This is a genomic window from Sphingobacterium sp. UBA2610 (assembly GCF_002339225.1).
Classification (GTDB): Bacteria; Bacteroidota; Bacteroidia; order Sphingobacteriales; family Sphingobacteriaceae; genus Sphingobacterium; species Sphingobacterium multivorum.
Window position 1 is genome coordinate 659,037 of the sequence record NZ_DDKA01000023.1, and the last position, 23,895, is coordinate 682,931.

A 23,895-nucleotide genomic window follows, 5' to 3' on the forward strand; every position below is an offset into this window, starting at 1 on the left:
TTAAAAGCAAAACTTTATGCACAATATTACTACAAAAAAAACAAATATCAAATGAAAAACAGCAAAATGTATATACATATAAAAAGAAAGAAACAAAATGAATTTATTGACACAAGTTAGCGAAAATGAAAGGTTTTGATTCTTAGAGAGGAAAGTTATATCAATTTGTAGTTTGCGCAATATCCACCGCATTTTCCAGTTTTCGGGGAAAAATTGCCTTTACTTAGAAAAGTGTTTCTACAGATTATTTATGATAAAAAAACTTAATAGAAGTTTTCTCATTGCAATATTTGCCTAGAGTCCATTATTTTAGGATTAAAACTTTGTCAAAACTCAAGTAAAGCAATAATTACTATTGGCTATTTGGATCTAATAAGTTATATTTATACAATTATTTGCTTTGAAACCTTAAAGATAAGAGTATTATCTTTTGTATTATCATTATAAACGATATTCTACCCATTTGTGTAGAAACTTATTTCATTGCTGGATAGAGATGCAATGTTTGAACAAGTTCAACTATAAACGTTGACAATGATTACGAGGTAAGGATAGGAAGGTAAAAAAAGTCTATTATTAGCGTATAAATTGAGATTACGTCCTTATTTTTGTAACTTGCACGCCAGGACAACATCGATTTTACGTGGTATTCAAAAGCGATTGCGGATCATCTTTGTATTTTACACTATGAAAATTAAGATTGAAGATTTTTTCAAGCCGGTACAAGTTAAAGACGACTTTAGCAAAGATGATTATGAGATTGTCGAAGCCTTTATAAATTTTGCCAAGTCCTTAAGCAGATTAACCTATCAGAGTATATATTTAATTGACTATTCAAAGAAAAGCTTTCTATTTGTGTCTGATAATCCAATCTTTCTGTGTGGAAGCACGCCTGGGGAAGTCATGCGAGAAGGGTATTATCACTATGTTAATAATGTACCTGAGAGTGATTTACATTTATTAAAAAAGATCAATGACGTTGGTTTTGACTTTTTTGGAAATTTAGATGCCGAAGATCGCTTAAAATACTCCATATCTTATGATTTTCATTTAAAACAACCGGGAAATAAGCCACTGTTAGTAAACCATAAACTAAAACCTCTGCTCCTGGATAAATTTTCTAACCCCTGGATCGCCCTATGCTTAGTTTCCATGTCCTCACATGCTAACTCAGGAAACATTAGATTTAAATCTGATGAGGACGGAAAACAGTTTGAATATGACTTGGATAAAGATATTTGGGTAGAAACTCCGCGAATTAAATTGAAACCCCGTGAAAAGGACATTCTTCTTTTTTCCGCACAGGGTCTTACTATGGATCAAATAGCAGATCGACTTTATGTATCGATTGATACGGTAAAATTTCATAAAAAACAGATATTTTCAAAACTGAAAGTCAAAAGTATTACAGAGGCTACAGCATTAGCCATTGAACTATCTCTTTTTTAATCTTATTCATTATTTTTTGAACATAATAGCATTAGTTTTGACATCTCAACAAATTTTTGAATATCGGCATGATTTCCTATACTAAACTGGGAATATTTATTTTTTTCAATAAAAGTCTCCAGCCATTCCGATTTAATATAGATCGGTAATGTCTCAGAATAGAGGTAGATGATTGGATCACCAAGTTGAAAAGATTCTATCTCCAATTTTCGAAGCGTATTGACCACTTTTCGATCACATTCAGCTATAACCAATCCACTACCAAGGCTGTACGGACCATAGAATGCGTCAAAAAGCATCTTTTTCAGAATATTAATGCGATTACCTATTATCTTTCCAGAAATTACGAAACGTCCAATGTGCCAAAAATTCTTTACATCTGGAATTAACAAACTTTCTGTCTCGATATCAAATAATTTTTGAATCGGCAAACTCGTTTCCTTATCCCAAAATGTAATTCTAATGGATGCCTGAATACAGTTATCAAGCTTACTTCGAAGCACATAATAAATGGAACGATCAAAAAAAATCTGATCCTCTCCTATCAATGACTCAAAGTCAAACGCATATTCCTCTTCGGAATAACTATCCAGTTTGTAATGCTGCTGAGTCGTTACTAAATAAAAATGAATAAGTTCAGGAAGTTCGTTTTTATTAAGCTTGGTAAAATAATGGTTTTCAGGCGTCCAGTTCATGCAAATGTTATTCGATATGCAATTATAAAAATAAAGACTTTTCGTTTAAATTCCCACAGAGACAAATTTACTACACAAAAGTGTAATGAAACGGATGTTTTTTTCAACTATATTAAGTTCAACCAATCATTGATAAATAATAGGAATCTGGAAAGAATTTTACAGGTTTAGATGTCGCTAAATTAAATACAATATGACTAACCATACCCGATAATAAATACAAACCTAATGATAATTGCGGAGGAGAAGACGTCAGCGCGATTTTACCATATTCTGCCAAAAATTCCTCAAACCATTTCGTTTCCATTCCTTTTGTTTTTAAACTGTCAACAATAAATTTACCGACATTTAATTCAAATGTCTTGTGGGCCTTTTCCAATGAATGAAGATTAAGGCCTTCAGGAGGAAGAACCGTTAAAAATCCTGCCCAGCCCAAATTATAAGGATGTACTACCGGTATATTTCGTTTTGCCATATACTGGTCAAAGACAAAAGGAATATCAGAAGAAAAATCCAACGCATTAATGGCAACCTTATGATTAATATCGATATTATATAAATTATCTTGGTTAATAAATTCAGAAAACACTGTTATTTTGGCTTGCGGGTTAATTGAATGCAAACGTTCCTGCAAAGCAAATACTTTCTTAATACCAATATCCTTGTTTGTATAATTTTGTCTGTTTAAATTTGTCAATTCGACAACATCTCCATCGGCAATTGTCAAATTTTCGAAACCCATACGCAATAAGCACTCGGCAATGTAACTTCCTATTCCACAACCTCCTATTAACACCGGAAAGTCTTTGATATGTTGTTGATCCTCTTCTTTAATATGTATGTTATTTCGAATATACCTCAAATCCATATATAATCTCTCAATAATTTTGTATCACATAAAGATAGAATTATAATTTATATTATTATTAAAGAAATTGCTAAGTAAATTTCATAGTTGCGTAGTACAAATTAGCGGCGATTTTGCTTAATTTAGCCACCTATCTTTTGTTTTTATTTTGATTCAAAATGAATACCTTTAATAAAATCAACGTGTAAAAATGGATAATACAAGAATATATCGCATGTCATTTGCTGGTGTATACCCGCTTTATATACAAAAAGCCGAAAGAAAAGGACGTACAAAAGAAGAGGTTGACGAAATCATTTTCTGGCTTACCGGCTATAGTCCCATATCGCTACAGCAAGTAGTTGAAAATAAAACTGACTTTGAACATTTCTTTAAACAAGCACCAAGTTTAAACCCGAATGTTTCGAAGATCACGGGTGTAATCTGTGGCTATCGCATTGAAGATATTGAAGATCCGCTGGTTCAGAAAGTTCGCTATCTCGATAAATTAATTGATGAACTGGCCAAAGGGAAACCCATGGAAAAAATTTTGAGAAAGTAAACTCTGCTACGATTCGTAAATAGCGCGTACTTACTATTCCAATGCATAGATGGCACCATCTGCGGAGCTAAAATAAAGCCGATTTTCATCGATCCATATTGTTGAAAAGATACTTCCCATCTGCAGGTAGTCTGCAAACAGTCTTGTAATATCATCCTCATATTTTTGTTGCAGATCGGCTCGCAGCACATTTTCATCATTTATAAACAATTGCCTATTCTTTTTACTTGACTCCGTTTGAAAAATAGGCACAACCCCTCCGTTTTTTATATCCAATCTATAAATTACACCATCCAGCGTTCCAAAAAAGGCCTCATTACTTACGATAGTGGCACTGCTAAATGTATTTAAAGGCACTTTAGGTTCAACTATTTTCACGCCGTCCATTCTATTTAAAACAAGTATACTATAGGAATCCGACATGGTTACGACAAGCTTATCGTCAAAAATACTAGGAACACTCGTCCAGCTCCCTGGTTGATGATATACCCAAAAGCCACTTCCATTCGCGGCATTAAGCGCATATACATTAAAGTCACGAGCACCAAAATAGACTGTACTGTCGGCGACTGCTGCATGGAACTGAATCTCGCCTTTTGGAAAATAACGTTCACCAACCGTTTTAAACTTCCAATGTAGGGTACCATCTTTTTTCAAACAATAAAAATAACCATCAAAACTACCAATGAAAACACGTTCTTGTGTCAGCGTTGGGGCTGCATGCACAATGCCCCCAGTCAGGAATTTCCAAACAAGTTTTCCCGATTTAGCATCTACGGCATAGACATGATGATCCCCAGATCCAAAATAAACTACACCATCTGCAACCGCAGGAGATGAGAGGAAATAGTCCCATATATCATAACTCTTTTCACCATCGGTTGAAAACTGCCATAATTTTCGACCTGTTTGGGCATCCAGGGCATACAAGTAGCCATCAGTGCTTAAAAAATACACTTTTCCGCCATCAAGAGCAACCGTCGACCGAATTTCGCCGGTAGTTTTATACTTCCAAAGTATATTACCGCTCGTTTTATTCAATGCGTAAAGATTACTGTCGCAAGACCCGACAAAAACGATATCCTTCCAAACGACGGGCGAAGAAAACAGCCTTCCCTCTGTTTTGAATTTCCATTTCAACGCGGGATTTAACCTAATATTGGATTGTGCTGTATAATTTTGGCGATCTAGGTCTCTAGCCAGATGCTGCGCCCGTAATTGACAAAAACATCCCACTGCAATAAATAGGATAATAATTGGGCGCCAATCATATTTTAGTCCAAACATCGCTGTACTTCTATTCAGGTTATATTATTGATAGATAAGGTATTTTTCCCTAGTTTTTCTATAATTACTTAGGCCCGGCTCCCAGCTTTTTCGGATTTCTTCTTCCGAAACACCGGCTTCAATTTGCTTCCGAAATAAACCTACGCCGACGAGCTTTTCGATACTGCCAATCTGTTTCGAAAATGATTGATCAAAAAACTTATCTTTTTCCGGAGAATTCCGATAAAGCGCTATCATCCAGGATAGGTTTATTTTTTTGCTATCGACAAGCTGCTGCAGATCATATTTACGCAGGTCTATTCCATAACATTCTTCATTCATAAAGAGAGGCGATTCACTCATCCCTTTTTTACTGACGGGGACAAATGAGAAATCATATGTACCCTTATAGATTGGGCTACCGATCACAACAAAGGGATAATCGGTGCCTCTACCATGATTTACTTTTACACCTTCAAAAAGACAGGTACTTGGATATATGAGTATGCTTTGTTCCGTATTTAAATTGGGCGAAGGATTGACTGGCAGCTTATAAAGCATACTATGATCATAATCTGCTACAGGAATAATCTTCAATTTACACTTCTTTTTAGTATTCATCCAACCTTCTCCGTTGATCATCTGGGCAAATTCAGCAGTAGTCATCCCATGCGCAATAGGAACAGGGAATTGCCCAATACCCGACTTATATTCTTCCTCCAAAATAGGACCGTCAATTAGATAAGCATTGGGATTGGGCCTATCTAAGATCAAGAGCTCCTTATCATTTTCGGCGCAAGCTTCCATAATATCCCGAAGGGTATTAATGTTGGTATAAAACCTCACCCCCATATCCTGCACATCATAAATAAACAGATCGATATCTTTTAGATCCTTCGCTGTTGGCTTTTTCTTATTCCCGTATAAAGAGACAATAGGAATTTTAGTTGTCGGATCGACTTCATCCCCCACTTCAGTTCCATTACTTGCATTCCCTCGAAATCCATGCTCAGGCCCAAAGATTCTCACAATCTGAACCCCGCGCGCAAGCAGACTATCAACAAGGTGCCGCCCTTTAATAACCGTAGATGGATTGCCCAATATCGCAATGCGTTTATTCATTAAATAAGGAAGGTAACGCTCGGTTTGTTCTGCTCCAGTTTGTATACGATCATTACAATAATTCAACGAGATCTGTGCAGTTGCATTTCTGAATAGGAATAGAATCAAGATAGAAATAAGCACTGGTTTCATATTCATTTGGTTTATACTATTAAAATATAGCCCCTGAGCATCAAGCTATTTATCCGATTGCAAAAACTAAACTAAGGATAAAGCTTTATTTTAGCAAATCATTTGTTAAAATTGATAAACAAGTTTTATCCAGCTACCTTTGGAATATTATTGGGAGCGTGATTTGCACATGAAACAATAGATGACATTCAGAAGCTGTGGCATACTAAATTTTATACTAATAATTGATAATGGAAAAGCAGGTAAATGCGGGCGAATTTGTAGATCGTTTTATGACAGGTAGTTTGGAGCACCTTCGCTACCAGCAATCGCCGATCAAGATATTTCAGCTCAGTGAAATCGCCCCTTACATTAAATTCCCTACTCCGCCTATTTTCTTGGGCTATAACCTCCTCGTCCATATAACTGAAGGTTATTTTAAACATCAGATCGGTGCCAAAGAATATGTCGTTCAGGCTCCAGCAATTCTTATCAGCAATTATGGTAATATTTCAACAATAAAGTCTGTCGATAAATCTTCGAAAGGGCATTGCGTCTTGATCAACGACAATGCGATGACGTCCATATTCAGGGAACAGGAGATTTTGAATATCTTTAACATCTCGCCCTTACTTAACTTAACTGCACAAGATAGTAGTGATCTTCAGGAGCTTTTTAGATTACTTTATAATGAACTACTTTCGGAATTCCCTTATCGAGAACTGTTTGAAAATTTGTTAAAATCGGCAATTTTAAAAATCATCAAACTTTCGTCCTCCAATCAAGCCCTCAATCGTCGGCAGGAAATTGCAATGATGTTCAAACAGCTTGTGCACAAAAACTTCAAAAAGCAAAAAAATATTTCATTCTACGCCGACAAACTTGCAGTATCTACAAACTACCTTAATCGCTGTGTATTTTCAGTATTTAAAAAATCTTCCAAAGAACTTATTCTAGAAGTACTGATTATGCACAGTCAATTTCTGCTGTTTGAATCCACTAAAAGCATTGCAGATATCTGTTATGAATTGGATTTTTCTGACCCGTCTTACTTCTCACGACTTTTCAAAAAAATAGTTGGCGTCTCTCCTACTTCTTATCGAAACAGAGCAACTTAAATTTTCAACATGCACGATTTGTCCTATCTTTTATACTGAAGTACACAAGAAAATCAAATTGATTGCAGTTATTTTTGTGTAAGTCATTGAAGCAAAAGAGAATTTCAGTTCGGTAGCACTCTTTATTCTCGATGTTTCAATTTACATTGTTCCATCATTTAATTACATATTTAAAGATGCTTAAGGTTTCAGAAGACAACAATATAACCCAGGATTTCGATTTGTTTATTGCAGATTTTAAAACTAGGCTGTCAAGCTTATTTAATAAGGAATACGATTACAACTCGCTCAGTTTAACGCGTGGGCTTCCGCCTGAGTTTTTAAAAGAGATCATGAAAATGCAACCATTGTCGGTTGCTATCCCCGAACATCACGGTGGTCGTGGTCTTCATGTAAAAGAATGTTTGGGTGTACTGGCGGCAGCTTCTTATGAATCACTATCGTTATCGCTAATCTTCGGGATTAATATTGCACTATTTTTGGAACCTTTTGCCAAATACGGCAACACCTTACTTCAAGAGAGGGTATTCCATCAATTTTTGGAAAATCAGGCAATGGGAGGACTAATGATTACCGAACAGGCTTACGGCAGTGACGCACTCAATATGCGAACATCTTACGAACAAAGGGACGATAAGTACTATATAAAAGGTGAAAAACACTGGCAAGGTCTTACTGGAGCTGCAGACTTTTGGCTCGTGACGGCACGCAAGAAAAATGAAAATGGAGAACTGGTGCGGGATATAGATTTCTTTGTCACAGAGAACGCCGTCGAAGAACAAAAGATTGTTGTAACAAAGAAATACAATAGCCTCGGTCTCTATGCAATTCCTTATGGTGTCAACAACATTGATATCAATGTTCCCGCGGATCATAAACTAAATCCGGAAAGTACAGGAATTAAATTGATGTTAGATACCCTCCACCGCAGCAGATTACAGTTCCCAGGAATGGGCATGGGTTTTATAAAACGAATGTTGGATGAGGCCATGACACATTGTTCCGAACGCCGTGTAGTAGGTATTAGTTTAACTGAATTAGACGCTGTTAAATTTCAGTTGTCGCGCATACAGGCTGCATTTACCTTGTGTTCTGCAATGTGTTCATACAGTGTCTCGATCAGCTCTATCCATAATGACCTTTCAGCCTATGGTGTAGATGCCAATAGTGTGAAAGCATTTGTGACAGACTTAATGCATGAAGCCGCGCAAATATGTGTGCAATTATCCGGTGCAAATGGCTACAGGTTAGACCATGTTGCCGGTCGTGGCCTCATAGACAGTAGACCTTTTCAAATCTTTGAGGGATCAAATGAAATGCTATATTCTCAAGTTGCTGAAGCGATCGGTAAACTTATGCGCAAAACCAAAGAAAGCAACTTATTATCTTTCTTAAAAAAATATAGCTCAACTGAATTTGCAGCACCATTTTTCTCATCAATCTTGAATTTTGACTTTCCGCTACAGCCGAAACAACGTGAACTGGTTACACTTGGAAAGGTAATCGCCCGCGTCATTTGTTTTCAGTATGTTTTAGAAATTAACAATGCCGGGTTCAATGATAAGATGACTGAAATAACACGTCAACACGTAAGTATGGATATTTATATGTTGGTAGGCCAATTATCAAATAACAATAATGCCGAACCACTTATGAACTATGACGAGAACACGGATTGGATGAAGTTCACTTCTTAATCAGGAGAGATTACAGGAATCAAACTAGTCAGTAAATTTCAATAAACGCAAGAGGCCACTTCCTATGAAGTGGCCTCCTGCGTTATATTGCTGAAATATCCCATTCCCAAACACTATGATAGTGCCCTATCGACTCGGTATAGGCAATAAATTCTCGGTAAAACGGATGTGAACCTATTGTAGCACTATCTCCAATAACAACCAATTTCTTCTTAGCCCTAGTCATTGCCACATTCATCCGGCGGACATCAGACAAAAAACCAATCTGCTGTTCAGCGTTACTTCTGGTCAAACTGATATAAATAACATCCTTCTCTTGTCCCTGAAAACTGTCTATTGTCTGTATTTTAATCAAGTCATTAAAAGGTCGCAGCTCGTCTTCCCCTTCCAATACTTCCTTCAGGAAAGTAGCCTGTTTCCGATAAGGTGCAATCACCCCGATGCTCAGGCTTTCATTTAGGGTCGAGGAAGCTTTCCAAGCCCCAATATGGTCGTTTAGATGAGCTTTAATAAAATGAGCTTCGCCCATATTGAAGATTGCGCCGTCACTTTCCGTTTCTTCAAATCCCGCTCCTGCTGTATCAATAAATAACACCGGTTCAGTATCCACTGCTAAGCTCCACTGTGCCACGGTACTATCTGCTCTTAACGAACCATTATATAAGGCTACAGATGGGTAATGCATAATTTGTTCATTCATGCGATACTGCACATCTAGCAAAGAAACTAATTGTGGATTACGGTCTACCAATTTTTCAAATAATGTATGACTCAGGCCATGGTTAGATCCCTTACTCGATTTTACTGTTGGAGGTAATTGATTATGATCACCGGCCAAAATAAGCCGATGTGCCTTTAATATCGGTATCCAGCAAGCAGGCTCTAATGCTTGTGCGGCCTCATCAATAATGACTGTTTCATAGCTACGATTGCGGATAACCTCATGATTTGATCCAACCAAAGTTGCAGTGATTACCTGCGATTTATCCAAAACATCTGCACTGATAAAATCTTGAATTTTATCGACATCTTTTCTGATTCGATGGGCCTCATCAAACAATGCTTTTCTTTGCTCCCGCTCAGCCTTTCCAAAATTACGTTTATATTTTTGAGCCATCTCTGTATACGTCCGCACTTGTTTTTGAAGTGTTTTAATATCCTTATTTGCGGGATGTCGATCAATCTTTGCATCGAGTGTCAATTCTTGAAGATGTTCCGAAACCTTAACAGGATTACCTATTCTTGTTACTGTAATGCCAGCAGCGTCTAAACGTTCGGTTAGCAGATCAACGGCCGTATTGCTCGGGGCAACAACCAATACTTGCTTGTTGTATTGTTTTAGGAGTGCCTGCACGGCCTGAACCAATGTTGTTGTTTTCCCTGTCCCCGGCGGCCCATGCAAAAGAGCCACGGTACTTGCTTCCAATAGCTGTTGGATCGCTTTATTTTGCCCCATATTTAAGCTGGGATGCTCAAAGAATTCTCCAATAGAAGCAATCGGAATGACCTCTTCACCGATTAATCTTCTCACTAAACTACCCTGCTTTGCATCACGGCTCAATTCCTTTCCTTTCTCCAATGCATTAAACATCTCCCGATAGGAATACTCATCAAATAACAAATCAACACCAAGCTTCCCTCTTCTGCTCCATTCTGGAAGTTCATCGACACGAAATGAAATTCGCATCCCATCCCTATTGATCGAAGATATGATGCCCTCTATTCGATCTCGGTCGGGATCGTGATTTGAAAACAGACAAACTGGCATACCAAAGCGAAACTTATGTTCGACCTCATAATGATTTGTTCGGTTTAAGTTAACGGACAAATAGTCTCCTCTTCCAAGCTCCATATCCGTTATCTGAATCGGAAACCAGGTGACACCTTGCATTCTTCGTTCATTCAAACTACTTTTCAACAACAAATTTTCATGTTGTAATTTATCAAATTGCTGCTCTTCTTGTAATAAAGTAATAAGCTCGTCGAAATAATTCATCGTGTCATATATATATTGCTCAGGCACAAAATAACTGTTTTTTCACGTATTTGGACCATTTGGTTTTTAATTTCATCTCATCCTTTGCCAAATTTTGTAAAGCAAATCGATATCCTTCTAAGGAAGCAATGGATGTAGCCGTAAATTCATTTTTTTTTGTTATAATTGAAAAACAGAGCGTTTTCCAATCGAAACATCCATAAATCAACAATTAGATGAGCGAAATATTCTTACACGACAGCGAACAGCAATGGACAGACTTGGGCGAAGGTGTGATGCGAAAAATACTTGTTTTTAATGATGAACTCATGCTCATGAAAGTTCGTTTTAAAAAAGGGGCCATCGGTGCACTTCATCAACACCCCCATACACAGATTTCTTATGTTAGTGCTGGAACATTCAGATACCATATTGACGGTGTTGATCGCATCCTAACTGCAGGAGACTCTTGTATCATCTATTCGCAATTGGTTCATGGATGTGAATGTCTCGAGGAGGGTGAACTGATCGATTCATTCACTCCTTATCGCGAAGACTTTGTTCAGTATACGTAAAAATGCATTGATAAGGTCTTGAAAAAATAATAATCATTTTGTTCTAACGTTAATGCAATAACATTCAAAAATATGATCTCACTTCTTTCTCCTCATATGCGCGCAACATTTGCTGGTGTATGCCTGAGCATTGGTTTACTCGGTCTTTCCCCATCTCTACAAGCGCAAGAAAAACCTCTTTTAATAGAGAAGATAAATTCGCAACTATACCTCTATACCACCTTTAATAATTTTGAAGGCACCAAATATGCTGCTAATGCGGTCTATTTAATAACAAAAAAAGGCGTTATTCTATTTGATACACCATGGGATTCCACACAATATCAACCCTTATTGGACAGTATCAAACAGAAACATAATTTACCCGTCATTGCGGTGTACGCAACACACTGGCACGAAGACCGTGCGGGTGGTTTTGCGTATTACAACCGTATTGGAATTCCAACCTACGCAACGAAAATGACGAACGACCTACTAAAGGCAAATCACAAAGCCCAGGCCACTCATCTTGTTTCCACCAATAAAACCTACAGCGTCGGCGGACAATCTTTTGTTCTGAACTTTTTTGGTGCCGGACACTCCATGGACAATGTTGTTGTCTGGTTTCCTGAATATAAGATTCTAGACGGTGGTTGTTTTATAAAAAGCTCCGAAGCCCAAGATCTAGGATTTACGGCAGATGGGGATATAAAATCCTGGAAGCCATCCCTAGCGAGGTTATTGGCAAAATATCCCGAAATTAATATGGTTATTCCTGGACATGATGCCTGGAAAGATAAAGGTCAGATAAAGCGAACCGAAGCTCTGCTTACTGAAGGACACTAATACATTTCTTTTATCCCCAAGGATGCCGGTAAACTCTCTTGTTTTTCAATAGGATAAAAATATCTGTAAGGAACCAAATAGATAAAACCATTGATTATAATGCATTTAGGTCGTCAAAAAAGAAGCAACTAGATAACAGACCTACAAAAAACAGTAGAAAAATAAAAAAGAGGCTTTGTTTATCCAAAAAAGTACTATCTTAGCGACACCAAATAAAGCAGGGGCATTAGCTCATTTGGCTAGAGCGCTTCGCTGGCAGTGAAGAGGTGATCAGTTCGAATCTGATATGCTCCACAAAAAAAGGGTACTTAAGTACCCTTTTCTTATTTTTAATCGACCAATTTTGACAGCAAATTCTTATTTATAAGAGTTTACAGATTTAGAAATTTTCCAGGTTCCGTTTTCTTTAACCAGTGTGATCAGATCTGTTTTAGCAAAACCATCAAATTGCATCGTAACTTTCGCAATGGCATAATCAGGTAATTCTTCAACGATCTGTGTTGTTGTTCTGCAGTTCATCTTAATTCCTTTTTGTTTTTTCAAAAATTCAATCATCTCATGACGGCTATGTTTCAAATCTTGTTTACCACAAACCTTTTGATCAAAATCAGCTGTAAAAAGCTTGTCTAAATTAGCTACTTGACCTTCGGTCATTGCACCAACGTATTCATCGATGGCTAAATCAGCAGTAATTAAATTGCGTTCTTCTGGCTTAACTGAAGCCATCGAGCAAGTAGAGATTGCAATCATTGCCGCTGCTACAAATGTTTTTACTAAAGTTTTCATATCTTTTTCAATTTTATAATGTATTAGTATATTTTCTTATTTTGCTGTCGCTTACTCTATAAATTTGTTGCGTACTTTTTTTATTTATTTTCTGATTCAAAGTTAAGACAACTCATATATTGATTTCATTACATTTAGATTAACATTACATTAAAATCGGTAAATGCTATTTTTTTCTAGGCGAATGAAATTTCCAATCAATTCGCTGTATAGCCAAAACGTGACAGAATAAATAAATTATTGGTTTGAATATTGTTATTCTGTCTATTTCCTGCTAGATTGCATTCTTTCATGACACACTACGATAGCGTATATTTTTTTTATATTAAATGTTCTATGTTGATGGTTTTACTTGTACTTGGCGACACTGTATATGCACAACGTCCTGTCAATGAAATAGAAACCACCAAACATCTCGCCGATACAAGTAGACAACGGGACCTGATTGATATTGGAAAAGAAATATTAAATATCAAGCCCCCCCAAACAGTCGATAGTACAGGAAAGAAAATCTATTTTTCCTTTTTACCGTTTTCGACAAATGTTCCCGGAGGAGGACACGCCTTAATTACAAGTACCACAGCAGGATTTTATTTAGGAGATCGTTCCGATACCTATATGTCCAAGATGACATTTACCCCTTACACAAATTTTGGTAAACGATTTGGTCTGCCAATACGTTCTTACATCTGGTTAAAAGAGAATACATGGGTGATCGATGGCGATATCCGACTACTAAAATACCCGCACGAAACTTGGGGAATTGGCAAAGAGCATTATGGCGATCAGCAGATTAATTTAGACTACACCTACTTTCGTTTATACCAACACGCATTAAAAAGAATTCATGGGGGACTTTTTATGGGAATCGGTTATGATTTAGATTATAGAATGAATATTAAGTCTACGAGCAACACCAAGCTCGAAGACTACACGTCCTACCCTTATGGAACAGATTTAAAAGACAATACCATGTCTTCGGGAGTAAGCTTCAATTTAATTTACGATACACGGGCCAATTCGATCAATACTTGGTCGGGTAACTATGCCAATTTACAGTTCCGTATAAATCCGACATTTTTAGGTAGTGATCAGAATTGGAAATCGCTATTTCTTGAAGTTAGACGATACCATAGGCTCACCCAAGACCGAAACCGACAAAATATGATTGCCATAAGGAGTTTCTTCTGGACCGTATTTAATAGTAAAGCACCCTATCTCGATCTTCCTAATTTGGGATGGGATCCATACAATAGTTCGGGAAGAGGCTTTCCAGTCAGCCGTTTTCGTGGCAAATCACTTTATTACTTAGAAACGGAATATCGTCGTGATATCACTCAAAACGGCTTATTTGGATTCGTAGCATTTATGAATTTTACGACATTAAATGGACCAAAGAATTCCATGTTCGAGGACTGGAACGTCGGCACTGGTGCAGGTGCGCGAATTAAGTTTAATAAAAACTCGGGCACCAACATCGGCATCGACTATGGTATCAGTAAGAACCACCGCGGTGTTAGACTCACCTTGGGTGAGGTATTTTAATTACTAACTCAAATGATAGCGCTGATTTTTAAACTCCATTGAAGCATAATACTGATATTTCCTATTGTCCAAGGGATAATCCCAACAGCCCATACGGTGGTAGATTTCACCACCAAATCCTGTTTTGAAACGATAAAGCCCATATAAAGGATGTGAAGGATCTGCCTGTGGCGATACCCCAAAAAAATCATATTCTGTACAACCTTTTTCTTTCGCAAGCTGCATAGCACGCCATTGCAAAGCATAGGTCGCCATATAATTACGATTTTCGGAAGCAGAAGCTCCATATAGATAAGTCCCCCGATTTGCCGCAATCACCAAAAACATAGCGGCCAAAGGCTGGTTATCCACTTCAGCCACTAAAAGATAGACATCTGCGGGAGATAATGTATCACTTGCCCTTGCAGAAAGAACGATCTTAAAATAGCTTATATCATGTAAGAAAAAGTTATTTCGAAGAGCTGTCTGCCGATAAAGCTCATACCAAACCGCCAAACTTTCAAGCCCCAGCGAACGCACACGTACGCCTTTTCGTTCTGCTAAATTGATATTATACCGTGTCTTAGATTTCATATTTCCAAGCAAGATGTCCTCCCCTTTTCTAAGATCCATAAAAATCGTGTTTGAAGGAAGTATGTCCGTATTGGCTTTATGAAAGTTCCAGTTTTCTGTGTTAAAATTAAAGCGCATTTCCTGAATCCGTTTCTCCGGCACCCCTAGCCAGTTACCATGAAGATCGTAACAATCATCCTCTTTAGCCCAATGTGATTCCCAAGATAAATCATAGCGTATCATTATACAATTTGGTGGCAGATGGGAACGTAAACTTTCCGACAACTGTTCTAAAAAATAGCCCTGGTTTTCATCTGAAGGTTCAATCTCAGGTCCATAAGGTACATAGGCTATGCTATGTTCCTGATCTATGGCTTGTATAATAATTAATAGATCACCGATAAAATAGGTATCGTCGTCGACTCCGACATACAGATCGGATTGTTTGGATTTAAAATTAAATGCCTTCGATTGTATACCTTGCATTTTTTTTACTGCAGACCAATAAGCCGTTTGTTGAATAATACCTGTTTTATAAAGTCCACTGATTTCTTTGTCACTAATGTCTGCTATCATGTTAATTTACTATTGAATAGGGATGTTTTTTAAAGGATAGTCACAAAATAACTCCAATTTTAACACCCAAAAACGGCAAACATAGCCAAAATGTTTGGTTAAGCGCACATGCATTTGTCACTTTGTTGTTAATTTCAAGAAATAGAGAAAAACAGGCATTCAAAGTCGCTTTTTTACATTATTTAACGCTATAATATCCGCGTTTGAATTGTTATTTTGACCTAAAATTTAAGATATTTGTAGCTTAACAATTCAAATACGATGGACAATAAAGCGATCTCAAAAATTTTCAAATTATGTAGCCAATTGATGGAGCTTCACAACGAAAATCCTTTTCGAACAAAATCCATTGCAAGTGCATCTTTTAAGTTGGACAAGCTACCTTTCCGTATTGAAGAGGCCAGTCTTGAAGAATTGAGTGCACAACCTGGAATAGGAAAAAGCACTGCTGAAAAAGCCAAAGAAGTCGCTGCTACGGGAACTTTCAAAGAGCTTGAGGATCTTATTGAAAACACACCATCCGGTATTATTGAAATGTTAAATATTAAGGGCCTTGGCCCTAAAAAGATTCAAATTATCTGGAAAGAACTCGAGATTGAAAGTGTCGGCGAATTACTTTACGCCTGTAATGAAAACCGTCTCGTAGAAGCAAAAGGGTTTGGTCTTAAAACGCAGGAAGACATCAAAAAATCCATTGAGTTTTCTATTTCCAACAAAGGATGGTTTTTATATGCGAAAGTACTTCCACTGGCAGAAAAATTTTTCAACGAATTGAAATTGCATTTCCCTTCTTCGCTGCTGTCATTTACAGGAGATTTCAGAAGAAAATGCGAGGTTTTGAGTACCGTAGATCTTTTAATATCGGAAAGTATAGACAACGTCGAAAAATTCCTCGATGGATTTACTTTAGTGGAAAAAACAGAAAACTCCATAGAACTGACCGATGAATTGGGGTTTACTTTCAAAGTATTCAGTAGTAATATCAATGATTTTTATCGCGACCTGATTCTTAGTACCGGATCCACTGCACATCTCGATCTTCTATTTAATATTCTACCGGATCTACCTTCACTTTCCAGTGAAGAGGCCATTTACCGTAACTTGGGTTTAGATTATATTGAACCCGAATTACGAGAGGGCTTGAATGAAATAGTGCAGGCCCATACGCATACACTGCCAAAGCTGATTCAATACAAAGATCTCAGGGGAACACTCCACAATCACTCCACCTATAGTGACGGCGTACATAGCCTCGAGCAAATGGCAGTGCATTGTAAAGATGTCCTGGGGCTAGAATATTTGGGTATATGCGATCACTCGCGAACTGCAGTCTATGCCAACGGCCTTTCCATTGAGCGATTGGAACAACAATGGAATGAGATTGCTACCTTAAACGAAAAATTGGCTCCATTCAAGATTTTCAGGGGAATTGAATCTGATATTCTAGGTGACGGTTCATTAGACTATCCCGATGAGGTATTGGCTAAGTTTGACTTCGTTGTCGCCTCCGTACACTCCAATCTGAAAATGGACGAAGACAAAGCCACAACAAGACTAATCAAAGCGATCGAAAATCCGTATACAACAATCTTAGGCCATCCAACAGGAAGACTATTATTAAGTAGAGCCGGATATCCCTTAGATTTTAAACGGGTAATCGATGCTTGTGCGGCAAATGGCGTTGTCATTGAGATAAATGCAAATCCTTTACGATTAGATCTGGATTGGAGATGGCACCGTTATGCAGTAGAGAAAGGAGTTTTACTTTCCATCAATCCCGATGCCCATCGTACAGAGGGATTGCATGATATGCAATATGGTGTATTGGTGGCTCAAAAGGGTGGTCTGCAAGCAAGCAACTGTTTGAATGCATACGCGCTAGATGCCATAACGACCTATTTTAATAAGAAAAAACAAGGCTAGGGTATGTCGAGTAAAACAAATGCTGTTCGGCTGTTGGACACAGCAAAAATAACGTATGAACTCAGAGCATATGAGGTAGACGAACAGGACGTCAGTGCTGCGCATGTCGCCGAAACCCTAGGTTTATCACCCGAAACACTTTATAAAACCTTAGTCTTAAAAGGCAACAAAGATCCTTATATTGTCGCCGTAGTTCCCGGAAATGCACAGCTCGATCTAAAAAAAATAGCGAGGGCCTCTGGGAATAAAAACTGCGAAATGCTCCCGATGAAAGACCTTTTAACGGTGACCGGCTATATTCGTGGTGGCTGTTCACCTATTGGCATGAAAAAACAGTTCCCAACCTTTATTGAAGAGGCCGCACAATTGGAGACAGCGATTTCGGTAAGCGCAGGAAAAAGGGGGCTTCAGATTATTTTAGCCCCAACAGACTTGGCTACGATCACAGCTGCCCATTGGTCCGATCTGATCGATATGTGAATTACCCTTTACGCCCATATAATAAAATGCGCTTGAAAGAATAGATCGCTGGAAATTTAGTAAAATGTTTTTTGATGCGTGTTTTAAATTCAGTTACAAACATAGGCTTCTTATCTTCCTCCAATTGTTCCATGTAAGGAATCAAAGCAGACCCAGCGATAAAATTGTAAAGCATGTCTGCATCAGCAGCAATGAGCGGATATACACGAAGAGAAAGGTTTAATTGATCCAGGCCATTATCAAATAACAATTGCGCATAAGTATCAATATCCAATACCGAAGAAGGCCTATTCCAGCCCCTTAAATAGGATCGATAGGGTTCTTCCGTCGCCAATTCGAATAAAATTTTATTTAGTATATTTTCGGGCTGATAAGGCATTTGTATCGCCAATTGCCCGCCAACATTAAGCTTAGAAATAATTTGAGGGAAAACAGCCTGATGATCTTCCAGCCATTGTAAAGCAGCATTACTGAATATAAGATCCCATGTTTTTGGCTCTGCAATGAAGTTCTCAACGGAACTTTGCCTAAATTTTAGACGTTCCGTTTCCAACTTATGACTTTTAGAAAGCATTTCCGCAGAAGAATCTACCCCAAGAAAGGTCGCTTGAGAAAATTGTTCGCTTAAGATAGCTGTCTGTTCACCTGTACCGCAACCTAAATCGACTGCATGCTCCATTTTATCGGCAGTAATTAGCTCAGATAAATCATAAAACGGTTTAAAACGGATATCTTTAAATTGATTGTATACAACTGGATTCCAAGGCATATATTTATTAATTAACACCCGTATCGGGCAATACTACATTTTCTATTTAAACAAGGTAAGAATTTCTGCGGGTTCAACTTTACCAAAATACGCCGTCAAATCAATTGATTTCAGTAAGCTATCAATTTCTCCTACTTCATGCTTTTCACCAATCAATAAATTTTCAAGTTCATGAATTGATCGGGATGCAAAAAAATCACCGAAAATTTTAGCCCTTTCAATGTATCCTTTATGTACATCCAAATGCAACTCGATGAATCCTGCTGGGATCTTAATTGCTTTTTTAAAGTTATAATTTGGTGAAAAACCGAAGTTCCAATCCCATGTTTCATACTTCTCTTCGACCAATTTTTCTATATTTTCAATATCCGAAGCGGTAAACTCAATCATTTTGGCTGCTGGATTCTCACGTTTTATTTCTTCAATCAGCAATTCCTTAAAAACTCCAGTCGTAAAACCAGCAGGTAGATATTCAATTAAATTTGTGACACGTGCGCGATTCGATTTTACCGCCTTATCTACAAACTTCAATGGATTGACCTTTAAGGCATCGCTTAATACCTGCATCTGCGAATCAATCAATATCGTACCATGTTGAATCATCTTCCCATTTTTTGCAAGCTTGGCATTTCCACTAAACTTCTTCCCATCTACCAGGAGGTCATTTCTTCCTTCTAATTTTGCAGGGATATCCAATTTGTTCAAAATATGTACAATCGGCTGGGTAAAGGTCGAAAAATCCATAAAATCATGATTTCCCAATAAGGCATGAAAAGAAAAATTTAAGTTTCCAGCATCATGATAAACAGCACCACCGCCAGACATTCGTCGCACAACCTTAATCTGATGCTCGTTGACATAATCAAGATTGATTTCGGCCAAGGTATTCTGAAATTTACCAACGATAATTGAAGGGTCATTTACATAGAGTAAAAAAATATCCTCTTCCGGAAATTTACCCAATAAATACTCCTCTGAAGCGATGTTAAAATAGGCGTTGCGGGATGGAGAATCGATAATCAGCATATTTTTCTTTTTTCAAAAATAACAAGAATTTAATTCCTGTAATTCATTTCAAATTCATAATTACCGCAAATCATTAGCTTAGCACTCCTGCAGCGATTTCAACAACATCAATTTTCATCGATACAACTGTCATCAACCTCGTTTTCTGAAAGCAACCTTTTCCGCTAATTTTTCAATAATAAGCGCCGAAAAATCCTCTTTTACAATTTCTTCCGTCTGGCATAATGCTCCCGGACTAAATACATTGATTTCCATAATACGATCTCCTACCACATCCAAACCAACGAAATACATTCCGTCTTGAACTAATTTATTCCGGATCTTATCGACCATAAGCAATAACTCCGGTGAAATAATAGCTGCTTGGGTCTTTGCACCTTGATGCACATTGCTCCGAATCTCATCCCCTTGTTGCACGCGATGAACAGCAGCATATTTTCCATTGATCGAAATAGGCTCTCCATTTAGTAAAAAGAATCTGATATCACCGCGGGCAGCTTCCGGAAGATATTCCTGGCCAATTACATACCCATCTCGGGCAATAGCTTCTACCGTTTGCTTGAGGTTTTGCTGATTATCCTTATTGATTAAAAACACGTTTTTACCGCCGGACCCCTTCAAGGGTTTCAAAATAATAAGCTTATTCTGTTGTTCAAAAAATTCAATGACATCGGCATAGTTTCGGGTTACAATTGTTTTAGGTCGAATAGATTCATCAAATCCCTCGAGATACAACTTATTACTGGCCCGACTAAGGCTATCGGGATCATTGATAACCAATACACCTTTTTCTTTTAGGAGAGCGGCAAATTGTAGGGCTGAAGCGGCAGCCCAAGGTCGGCTAACCATATCGAGGACTGGATCAAATCGTAGCCAGACCACATCCATTTCTTCCAACATCATCTTCGTTTTTTCTGTTGCGCGCAATACTTCCATGAGGCTATTGGTTGAGGTAAGCATCTGATCAGGGAGTACTTTTCGCACATGGGCGGCAATATGGGCCGATTCATAGTAGAAATCGGCCAAGCCAATATAATAAATTTCATGTCCCATTTGATGGGCTTTCAATGCCAAAACAGTCGTCGTGAAACGAGCAGTTTCTTTATGGGTTTGGTTGATCACGAATGCTATCTTCATATAAAATATCTGATTATTGAATCATTTGAAATATTCCATTACTTTTTTTGAGCTGTAATAAGGCATCCTTGTATGGATCCATTAGATACCTTGGTGTCAGGAGCGGAGCCTTCAAGACGCCCTTTAACATGAGTTCTTCAACGATTGGTATATAATCTTCGCGGATTTTGCCCATCGTCAACAGGGATAGATCTCGCCCACTCTTGATATAATTAGTCAATTCGATTAAACCACTCAAGTATAATGCATCTTTGGTAAGCCCACCACTTCGATAGACCCGCATCGCCATTTGAAAAGCTGTTTCGGTCAAAAATTGGTACTTGTCTACCAATACTGAAAATGTATCAATAAATGAACTGCCCTGCTGCATATGATGGACAGCGATAACTCTGCCTGCCAGAATACGTAGTCTATTATTTGTCAGGCCCCCCACCAAATATTCAGCAAGTACAGCGAGGCCTTCCTGAAGTTTTTCATAACCGGGAACCCCTAATCTAAAGAGACTGAACGGCTGTTGCTTCCCATTATAGTAAGTAACAATATGTGTACCGACCTCATGTTGGATCAATGCCTTTACCCTATTCCTAGGCAAACTATACTGCTTACTTATATTGAGTACCCCTTGATTTACCATCACACCATAGATATCATCCCGTAGCCTCACTGTGGTACCAAAGCTTGGATCTTGATTTTTGAGATAATCCAATTCTTCCTGGGCGAGCTTAGCAAACTCTTCGGCATAGACAATATCCTCTTCTTTCGTTCTCACTTCTCGATCCGTTGTCGTAATGGTCAAAATTGCCTGAGCCTTTTCCAGCAATTTTTCATTGACAGTACCAAAAACCTGCATACTGCCCAACAAAAATCCTTCTTTTCCCCGCTCGCTCAACATGGTCATCATCTGATCAAGCTCCTTGCGTTTATCACGAAACAAATAAGCAATGGAAGGATCAAATAAATCTTCGATATGCAAGTTATAGAGGTTTCTCTTGATAATATCTGGATCAATAGGCATGGGCCTATATCGAAAAACAGGAGTTTTTCGGTAATTCCCTTTTTTAAATTGCTGCCAGGCATCGTAAGAATTTGTCGGTGTAACCAATAATAAAAAATCAAATCGTTGACTTTCCCGTGCTAATTTCTGATCAATCTCCCAAGCTAAAGGAAGCATCTTTTTAGGCTGGCTTATTTTAAATGCCGTAGGTTTAGATAAGGTGTGTATACGTATGAATTCAAAGAATGTTTTCGACAGACTCCTGGATATGGCTTCACGGAAATGACGCAGATCGATCGGTAAAATTTGCTGATCTACGCCTAAAAGGTATTTCGGTTTTATCTCTAGCCCCATGTAAAATATATTGGTGTTCAGATTATCCAACTGTACACTCGAAGGGGATAAACTTTGCGTTGCATTTGTTTTGGAATCTGTCAGTATCTCCACTTTGGAAATCGATTCTTCTGTTGTCAGTTGCTTACCTAGATACTGAGCGATAGCCTGTACATTTTTCCGCGCAATATGAATTTGGATATCTTCCTCCTGTGATGAATCTGCTGCCCAAGCTTCAATAATCAAACAAGCACCAAACTCTTCGACAAGTTGATTAAGGATTGGAGCGATCCATTCAGAAACATTCATCTGCGGATCTCTTACCCTAAAATAAGCTGGTTCTGATTTAACCAACTCTGCCAGCATAGGATCTTGACTAAAAAACTGTCTGTATAAAAACAGATAAGGAACAACTTGATTAAATACCAGTTTGTTTTTTGGCGGAATCTGTACGTGGAAAACCTCCTTATTTTTGATCATTTTTAAAATGCCAGCAAGTTGTTTCGCATTATCTTTCATAGGCAAAATAATTTTCCAGTGTTCCAATGCTGTGCAAGAGAAGTTGTTTATACTCCTGAAGCTTTTGCGGATATACTTCCCCAGTCCATTCGTCCATAAAGTCTTTCCGAAATTCGATAGAAAAAATACAGCCTTTATCACCAAACTTAGCATTCAAATACGCAGAAAGGAATCCGCCCTTAAACTTGACATTCTCACGTACGTCGTAAACTTGTCCATCTTTTCCAGTCTGTAGTGCTTCCAAAACCTGATCAGTCAGCGTTCGCCATTTTTTGTGATTATGTTGTGTCCCAATATTGATCTGCGGGTCGGCTGCATTGTTCAAACCGGTTTCAGCCCCACCGCGACGCATATTATAACTATGAATATCATACACGATAAAATAGCCATAACGATCAATCGTGCGCTGAATCGCTTGGTTTATTTCCTCATATATACCATCATAGGCTGCATACAGCCGATCTTTTAGTTCATTGGGTAGATCTGTTCGCCATACCCGCATCCCCCAAGATTGCTCGGGTGTAAGATAAATAGCATCTTCTCGTTTTCGATTAAGATCCAGTTGAAACCTGGAAGTTCCAGATACAAATCGATTACAGGGTAATTCGGCCAAAATAGCCGTATAAGGATCCTCCTCGCGTAATCGTTCCTCGTCTGAAATATTTATGTAGGGCATCAAATGCGCATCGACCTGATGGCCGTCATGAATGGCAAAAGCCCAAAATGGGCTATCGTAATTTTCAAATTGATAGCGATATGTTAAAGACATGTACCTTTTTTTAACCAGTTTACGACAAATAGACAGCATTGATTGCTGACCTTTTTGTTTAGATAAACGCTTATGAGCAACAAAAGGTTTGAAAATTAACTGGATTGTCTTGAGAATTAGGGGCTCCCTTCTTATCCGAAAAGAGGCTGTTAAAAATCGTTAAACAGCTAACGGTTTCAGTACATTGGCATCCTTCTTGAATATTATTTTGTAGTTTCATAAATTTAGGTTAATAATTTAGTTA

At 37.9% G+C, this 23,895-nt stretch carries 21 protein-coding genes and 1 tRNA gene; 10 read left to right on the top strand and 12 right to left on the bottom strand.

Annotation, left to right across the window (positions count from 1 at the left end; translation table 11 throughout):
* The first annotated feature begins 687 nt into the window (after window positions 1-687).
* Window positions 688-1,449, top strand: coding sequence for a response regulator transcription factor (locus B4Z47_RS18605; RefSeq protein WP_070569349.1), 762 nt, complete (start codon window positions 688-690; stop codon window positions 1,447-1,449).
* Between the two features lie 2 nt (window positions 1,450-1,451).
* Here B4Z47_RS18605 and B4Z47_RS18610 read toward each other — a convergent pair whose 3' ends face one another.
* Complete coding sequence (locus tag B4Z47_RS18610) at window positions 1,452-2,144, bottom strand: hypothetical protein (RefSeq protein WP_070569347.1); 693 nt, start codon at window positions 2,142-2,144, stop codon at window positions 1,452-1,454.
* Between the two features lie 118 nt (window positions 2,145-2,262).
* Complete coding sequence (locus B4Z47_RS18615) at window positions 2,263-3,012, bottom strand: ThiF family adenylyltransferase (RefSeq protein WP_070569344.1); 750 nt, start codon at window positions 3,010-3,012, stop codon at window positions 2,263-2,265.
* 190 nt (window positions 3,013-3,202) lie between these two features.
* Between B4Z47_RS18615 and B4Z47_RS18620 the strand changes: the two genes are divergently transcribed.
* Window positions 3,203-3,553: a DUF2200 domain-containing protein gene (locus B4Z47_RS18620; protein WP_070569339.1), complete on the top strand. Its 351-nt coding sequence runs from the start codon at window positions 3,203-3,205 to the stop codon at window positions 3,551-3,553.
* 33 nt (window positions 3,554-3,586) lie between these two features.
* Here the strand turns inward: B4Z47_RS18620 and B4Z47_RS18625 are convergent, their stop codons facing one another.
* Both B4Z47_RS18625 and B4Z47_RS18630 read right to left on the bottom strand, forming a co-directional pair.
* Window positions 3,587-4,840 carry a PQQ-binding-like beta-propeller repeat protein gene (locus tag B4Z47_RS18625; RefSeq protein WP_070569336.1) on the bottom strand — a complete coding sequence of 418 codons (1,254 nt, stop codon included), beginning with the start codon at window positions 4,838-4,840 and terminating at the stop codon, window positions 3,587-3,589.
* Window positions 4,841-4,864: 24 nt separating this feature from the next.
* On the bottom strand, window positions 4,865-6,079 hold the full coding sequence (locus B4Z47_RS18630; protein ID WP_115047888.1) for an exo-beta-N-acetylmuramidase NamZ family protein: 1,215 nt from the start codon (window positions 6,077-6,079) through the stop codon (window positions 4,865-4,867).
* A 224-nt stretch (window positions 6,080-6,303) separates the two neighbouring features.
* Here B4Z47_RS18630 and B4Z47_RS18635 point away from each other — a divergent pair, with 224 nt between their 5' ends.
* A complete protein-coding gene (locus B4Z47_RS18635) occupies window positions 6,304-7,170 on the top strand; it encodes a helix-turn-helix domain-containing protein (protein WP_172462352.1) in 867 nt (288 codons plus the stop codon).
* 176 nt (window positions 7,171-7,346) lie between these two features.
* Window positions 7,347-8,867 (top strand): acyl-CoA dehydrogenase family protein, encoded by a 1,521-nt coding sequence (locus tag B4Z47_RS18640; RefSeq protein ID WP_070569330.1) that lies wholly within the window; start codon window positions 7,347-7,349, stop codon window positions 8,865-8,867.
* Between the two features lie 82 nt (window positions 8,868-8,949).
* On the opposite strand, the gene B4Z47_RS18645 is transcribed toward B4Z47_RS18640, so the two are convergent.
* Complete coding sequence (locus B4Z47_RS18645) at window positions 8,950-10,890, bottom strand: AAA domain-containing protein (RefSeq protein ID WP_286727716.1); 1,941 nt, start codon at window positions 10,888-10,890, stop codon at window positions 8,950-8,952.
* Window positions 10,891-11,078: 188 nt separating this feature from the next.
* On the opposite strand from B4Z47_RS18645, the gene B4Z47_RS18650 reads away from it, so the two are divergent.
* The 3 genes from B4Z47_RS18650 (at window position 11,079) to B4Z47_RS18660 (ending at window position 12,536) form a co-directional block, all read left to right on the top strand.
* The gene (locus tag B4Z47_RS18650; protein WP_070569321.1) at window positions 11,079-11,417 is read left to right on the top strand and encodes a cupin domain-containing protein; all 339 of its coding nucleotides are present in this window, start codon (window positions 11,079-11,081) and stop codon (window positions 11,415-11,417) included.
* A 96-nt stretch (window positions 11,418-11,513) separates the two neighbouring features.
* On the top strand, window positions 11,514-12,242 hold the full coding sequence (gene bla, locus B4Z47_RS18655; protein WP_070569933.1) for a BlaB/IND/MUS family subclass B1 metallo-beta-lactamase: 729 nt from the start codon (window positions 11,514-11,516) through the stop codon (window positions 12,240-12,242).
* A gap of 220 nt (window positions 12,243-12,462) precedes the next feature.
* A tRNA-Ala gene (locus tag B4Z47_RS18660) sits at window positions 12,463-12,536 on the top strand.
* A 63-nt stretch (window positions 12,537-12,599) separates the two neighbouring features.
* On the opposite strand, the gene B4Z47_RS18665 is transcribed toward B4Z47_RS18660, so the two are convergent.
* Window positions 12,600-13,028, bottom strand: a complete 429-nt coding sequence (locus B4Z47_RS18665; RefSeq protein WP_083296087.1) for a nuclear transport factor 2 family protein — start codon at window positions 13,026-13,028, stop codon at window positions 12,600-12,602.
* 342 nt (window positions 13,029-13,370) lie between these two features.
* On the opposite strand from B4Z47_RS18665, the gene B4Z47_RS18670 reads away from it, so the two are divergent.
* The gene (locus tag B4Z47_RS18670; protein WP_236560154.1) at window positions 13,371-14,573 is read left to right on the top strand and encodes a hypothetical protein; all 1,203 of its coding nucleotides are present in this window, start codon (window positions 13,371-13,373) and stop codon (window positions 14,571-14,573) included.
* Window positions 14,574-14,576: 3 nt separating this feature from the next.
* Here B4Z47_RS18670 and B4Z47_RS18675 read toward each other — a convergent pair whose 3' ends face one another.
* Window positions 14,577-15,701 (bottom strand): lipid II:glycine glycyltransferase FemX, encoded by a 1,125-nt coding sequence (locus B4Z47_RS18675; RefSeq protein WP_286710309.1) that lies wholly within the window; start codon window positions 15,699-15,701, stop codon window positions 14,577-14,579.
* A gap of 261 nt (window positions 15,702-15,962) precedes the next feature.
* On the opposite strand from B4Z47_RS18675, the gene B4Z47_RS18680 reads away from it, so the two are divergent.
* Window positions 15,963-17,624, top strand: a complete 1,662-nt coding sequence (locus tag B4Z47_RS18680; RefSeq protein ID WP_286727717.1) for a DNA polymerase/3'-5' exonuclease PolX — start codon at window positions 15,963-15,965, stop codon at window positions 17,622-17,624.
* A 3-nt stretch (window positions 17,625-17,627) separates the two neighbouring features.
* Window positions 17,628-18,104 carry a Cys-tRNA(Pro) deacylase gene (gene ybaK / locus B4Z47_RS18685; protein WP_286710308.1) on the top strand — a complete coding sequence of 159 codons (477 nt, stop codon included), beginning with the start codon at window positions 17,628-17,630 and terminating at the stop codon, window positions 18,102-18,104.
* 1 nt (window position 18,105) lies between these two features.
* On the opposite strand, the gene B4Z47_RS18690 is transcribed toward ybaK, so the two are convergent.
* From B4Z47_RS18690 to B4Z47_RS18710, 5 genes are all read right to left on the bottom strand, one after another.
* Window positions 18,106-18,873 carry a methyltransferase domain-containing protein gene (locus tag B4Z47_RS18690; RefSeq protein WP_115047878.1) on the bottom strand — a complete coding sequence of 256 codons (768 nt, stop codon included), beginning with the start codon at window positions 18,871-18,873 and terminating at the stop codon, window positions 18,106-18,108.
* A 42-nt stretch (window positions 18,874-18,915) separates the two neighbouring features.
* Window positions 18,916-19,899 (bottom strand): lipoate--protein ligase, encoded by a 984-nt coding sequence (locus B4Z47_RS18695; protein ID WP_115047876.1) that lies wholly within the window; start codon window positions 19,897-19,899, stop codon window positions 18,916-18,918.
* Window positions 19,900-20,031: 132 nt separating this feature from the next.
* A complete protein-coding gene (locus B4Z47_RS18700; protein ID WP_075991800.1) occupies window positions 20,032-21,036 on the bottom strand; it encodes a glutathione synthetase in 1,005 nt (334 codons plus the stop codon).
* A gap of 13 nt (window positions 21,037-21,049) precedes the next feature.
* Window positions 21,050-22,882 carry a flavohemoglobin expression-modulating QEGLA motif protein gene (locus tag B4Z47_RS18705; protein ID WP_070569297.1) on the bottom strand — a complete coding sequence of 611 codons (1,833 nt, stop codon included), beginning with the start codon at window positions 22,880-22,882 and terminating at the stop codon, window positions 21,050-21,052.
* Entirely contained in the window at window positions 22,872-23,651 is a 780-nt protein-coding gene (locus tag B4Z47_RS18710) for an N-formylglutamate amidohydrolase (RefSeq protein ID WP_286710307.1), read from the bottom strand. Before B4Z47_RS18710 ends, B4Z47_RS18705 begins: the two co-directional genes overlap by 11 nt.
* Between the last annotated feature and the right edge of the window lie 244 nt (window positions 23,652-23,895).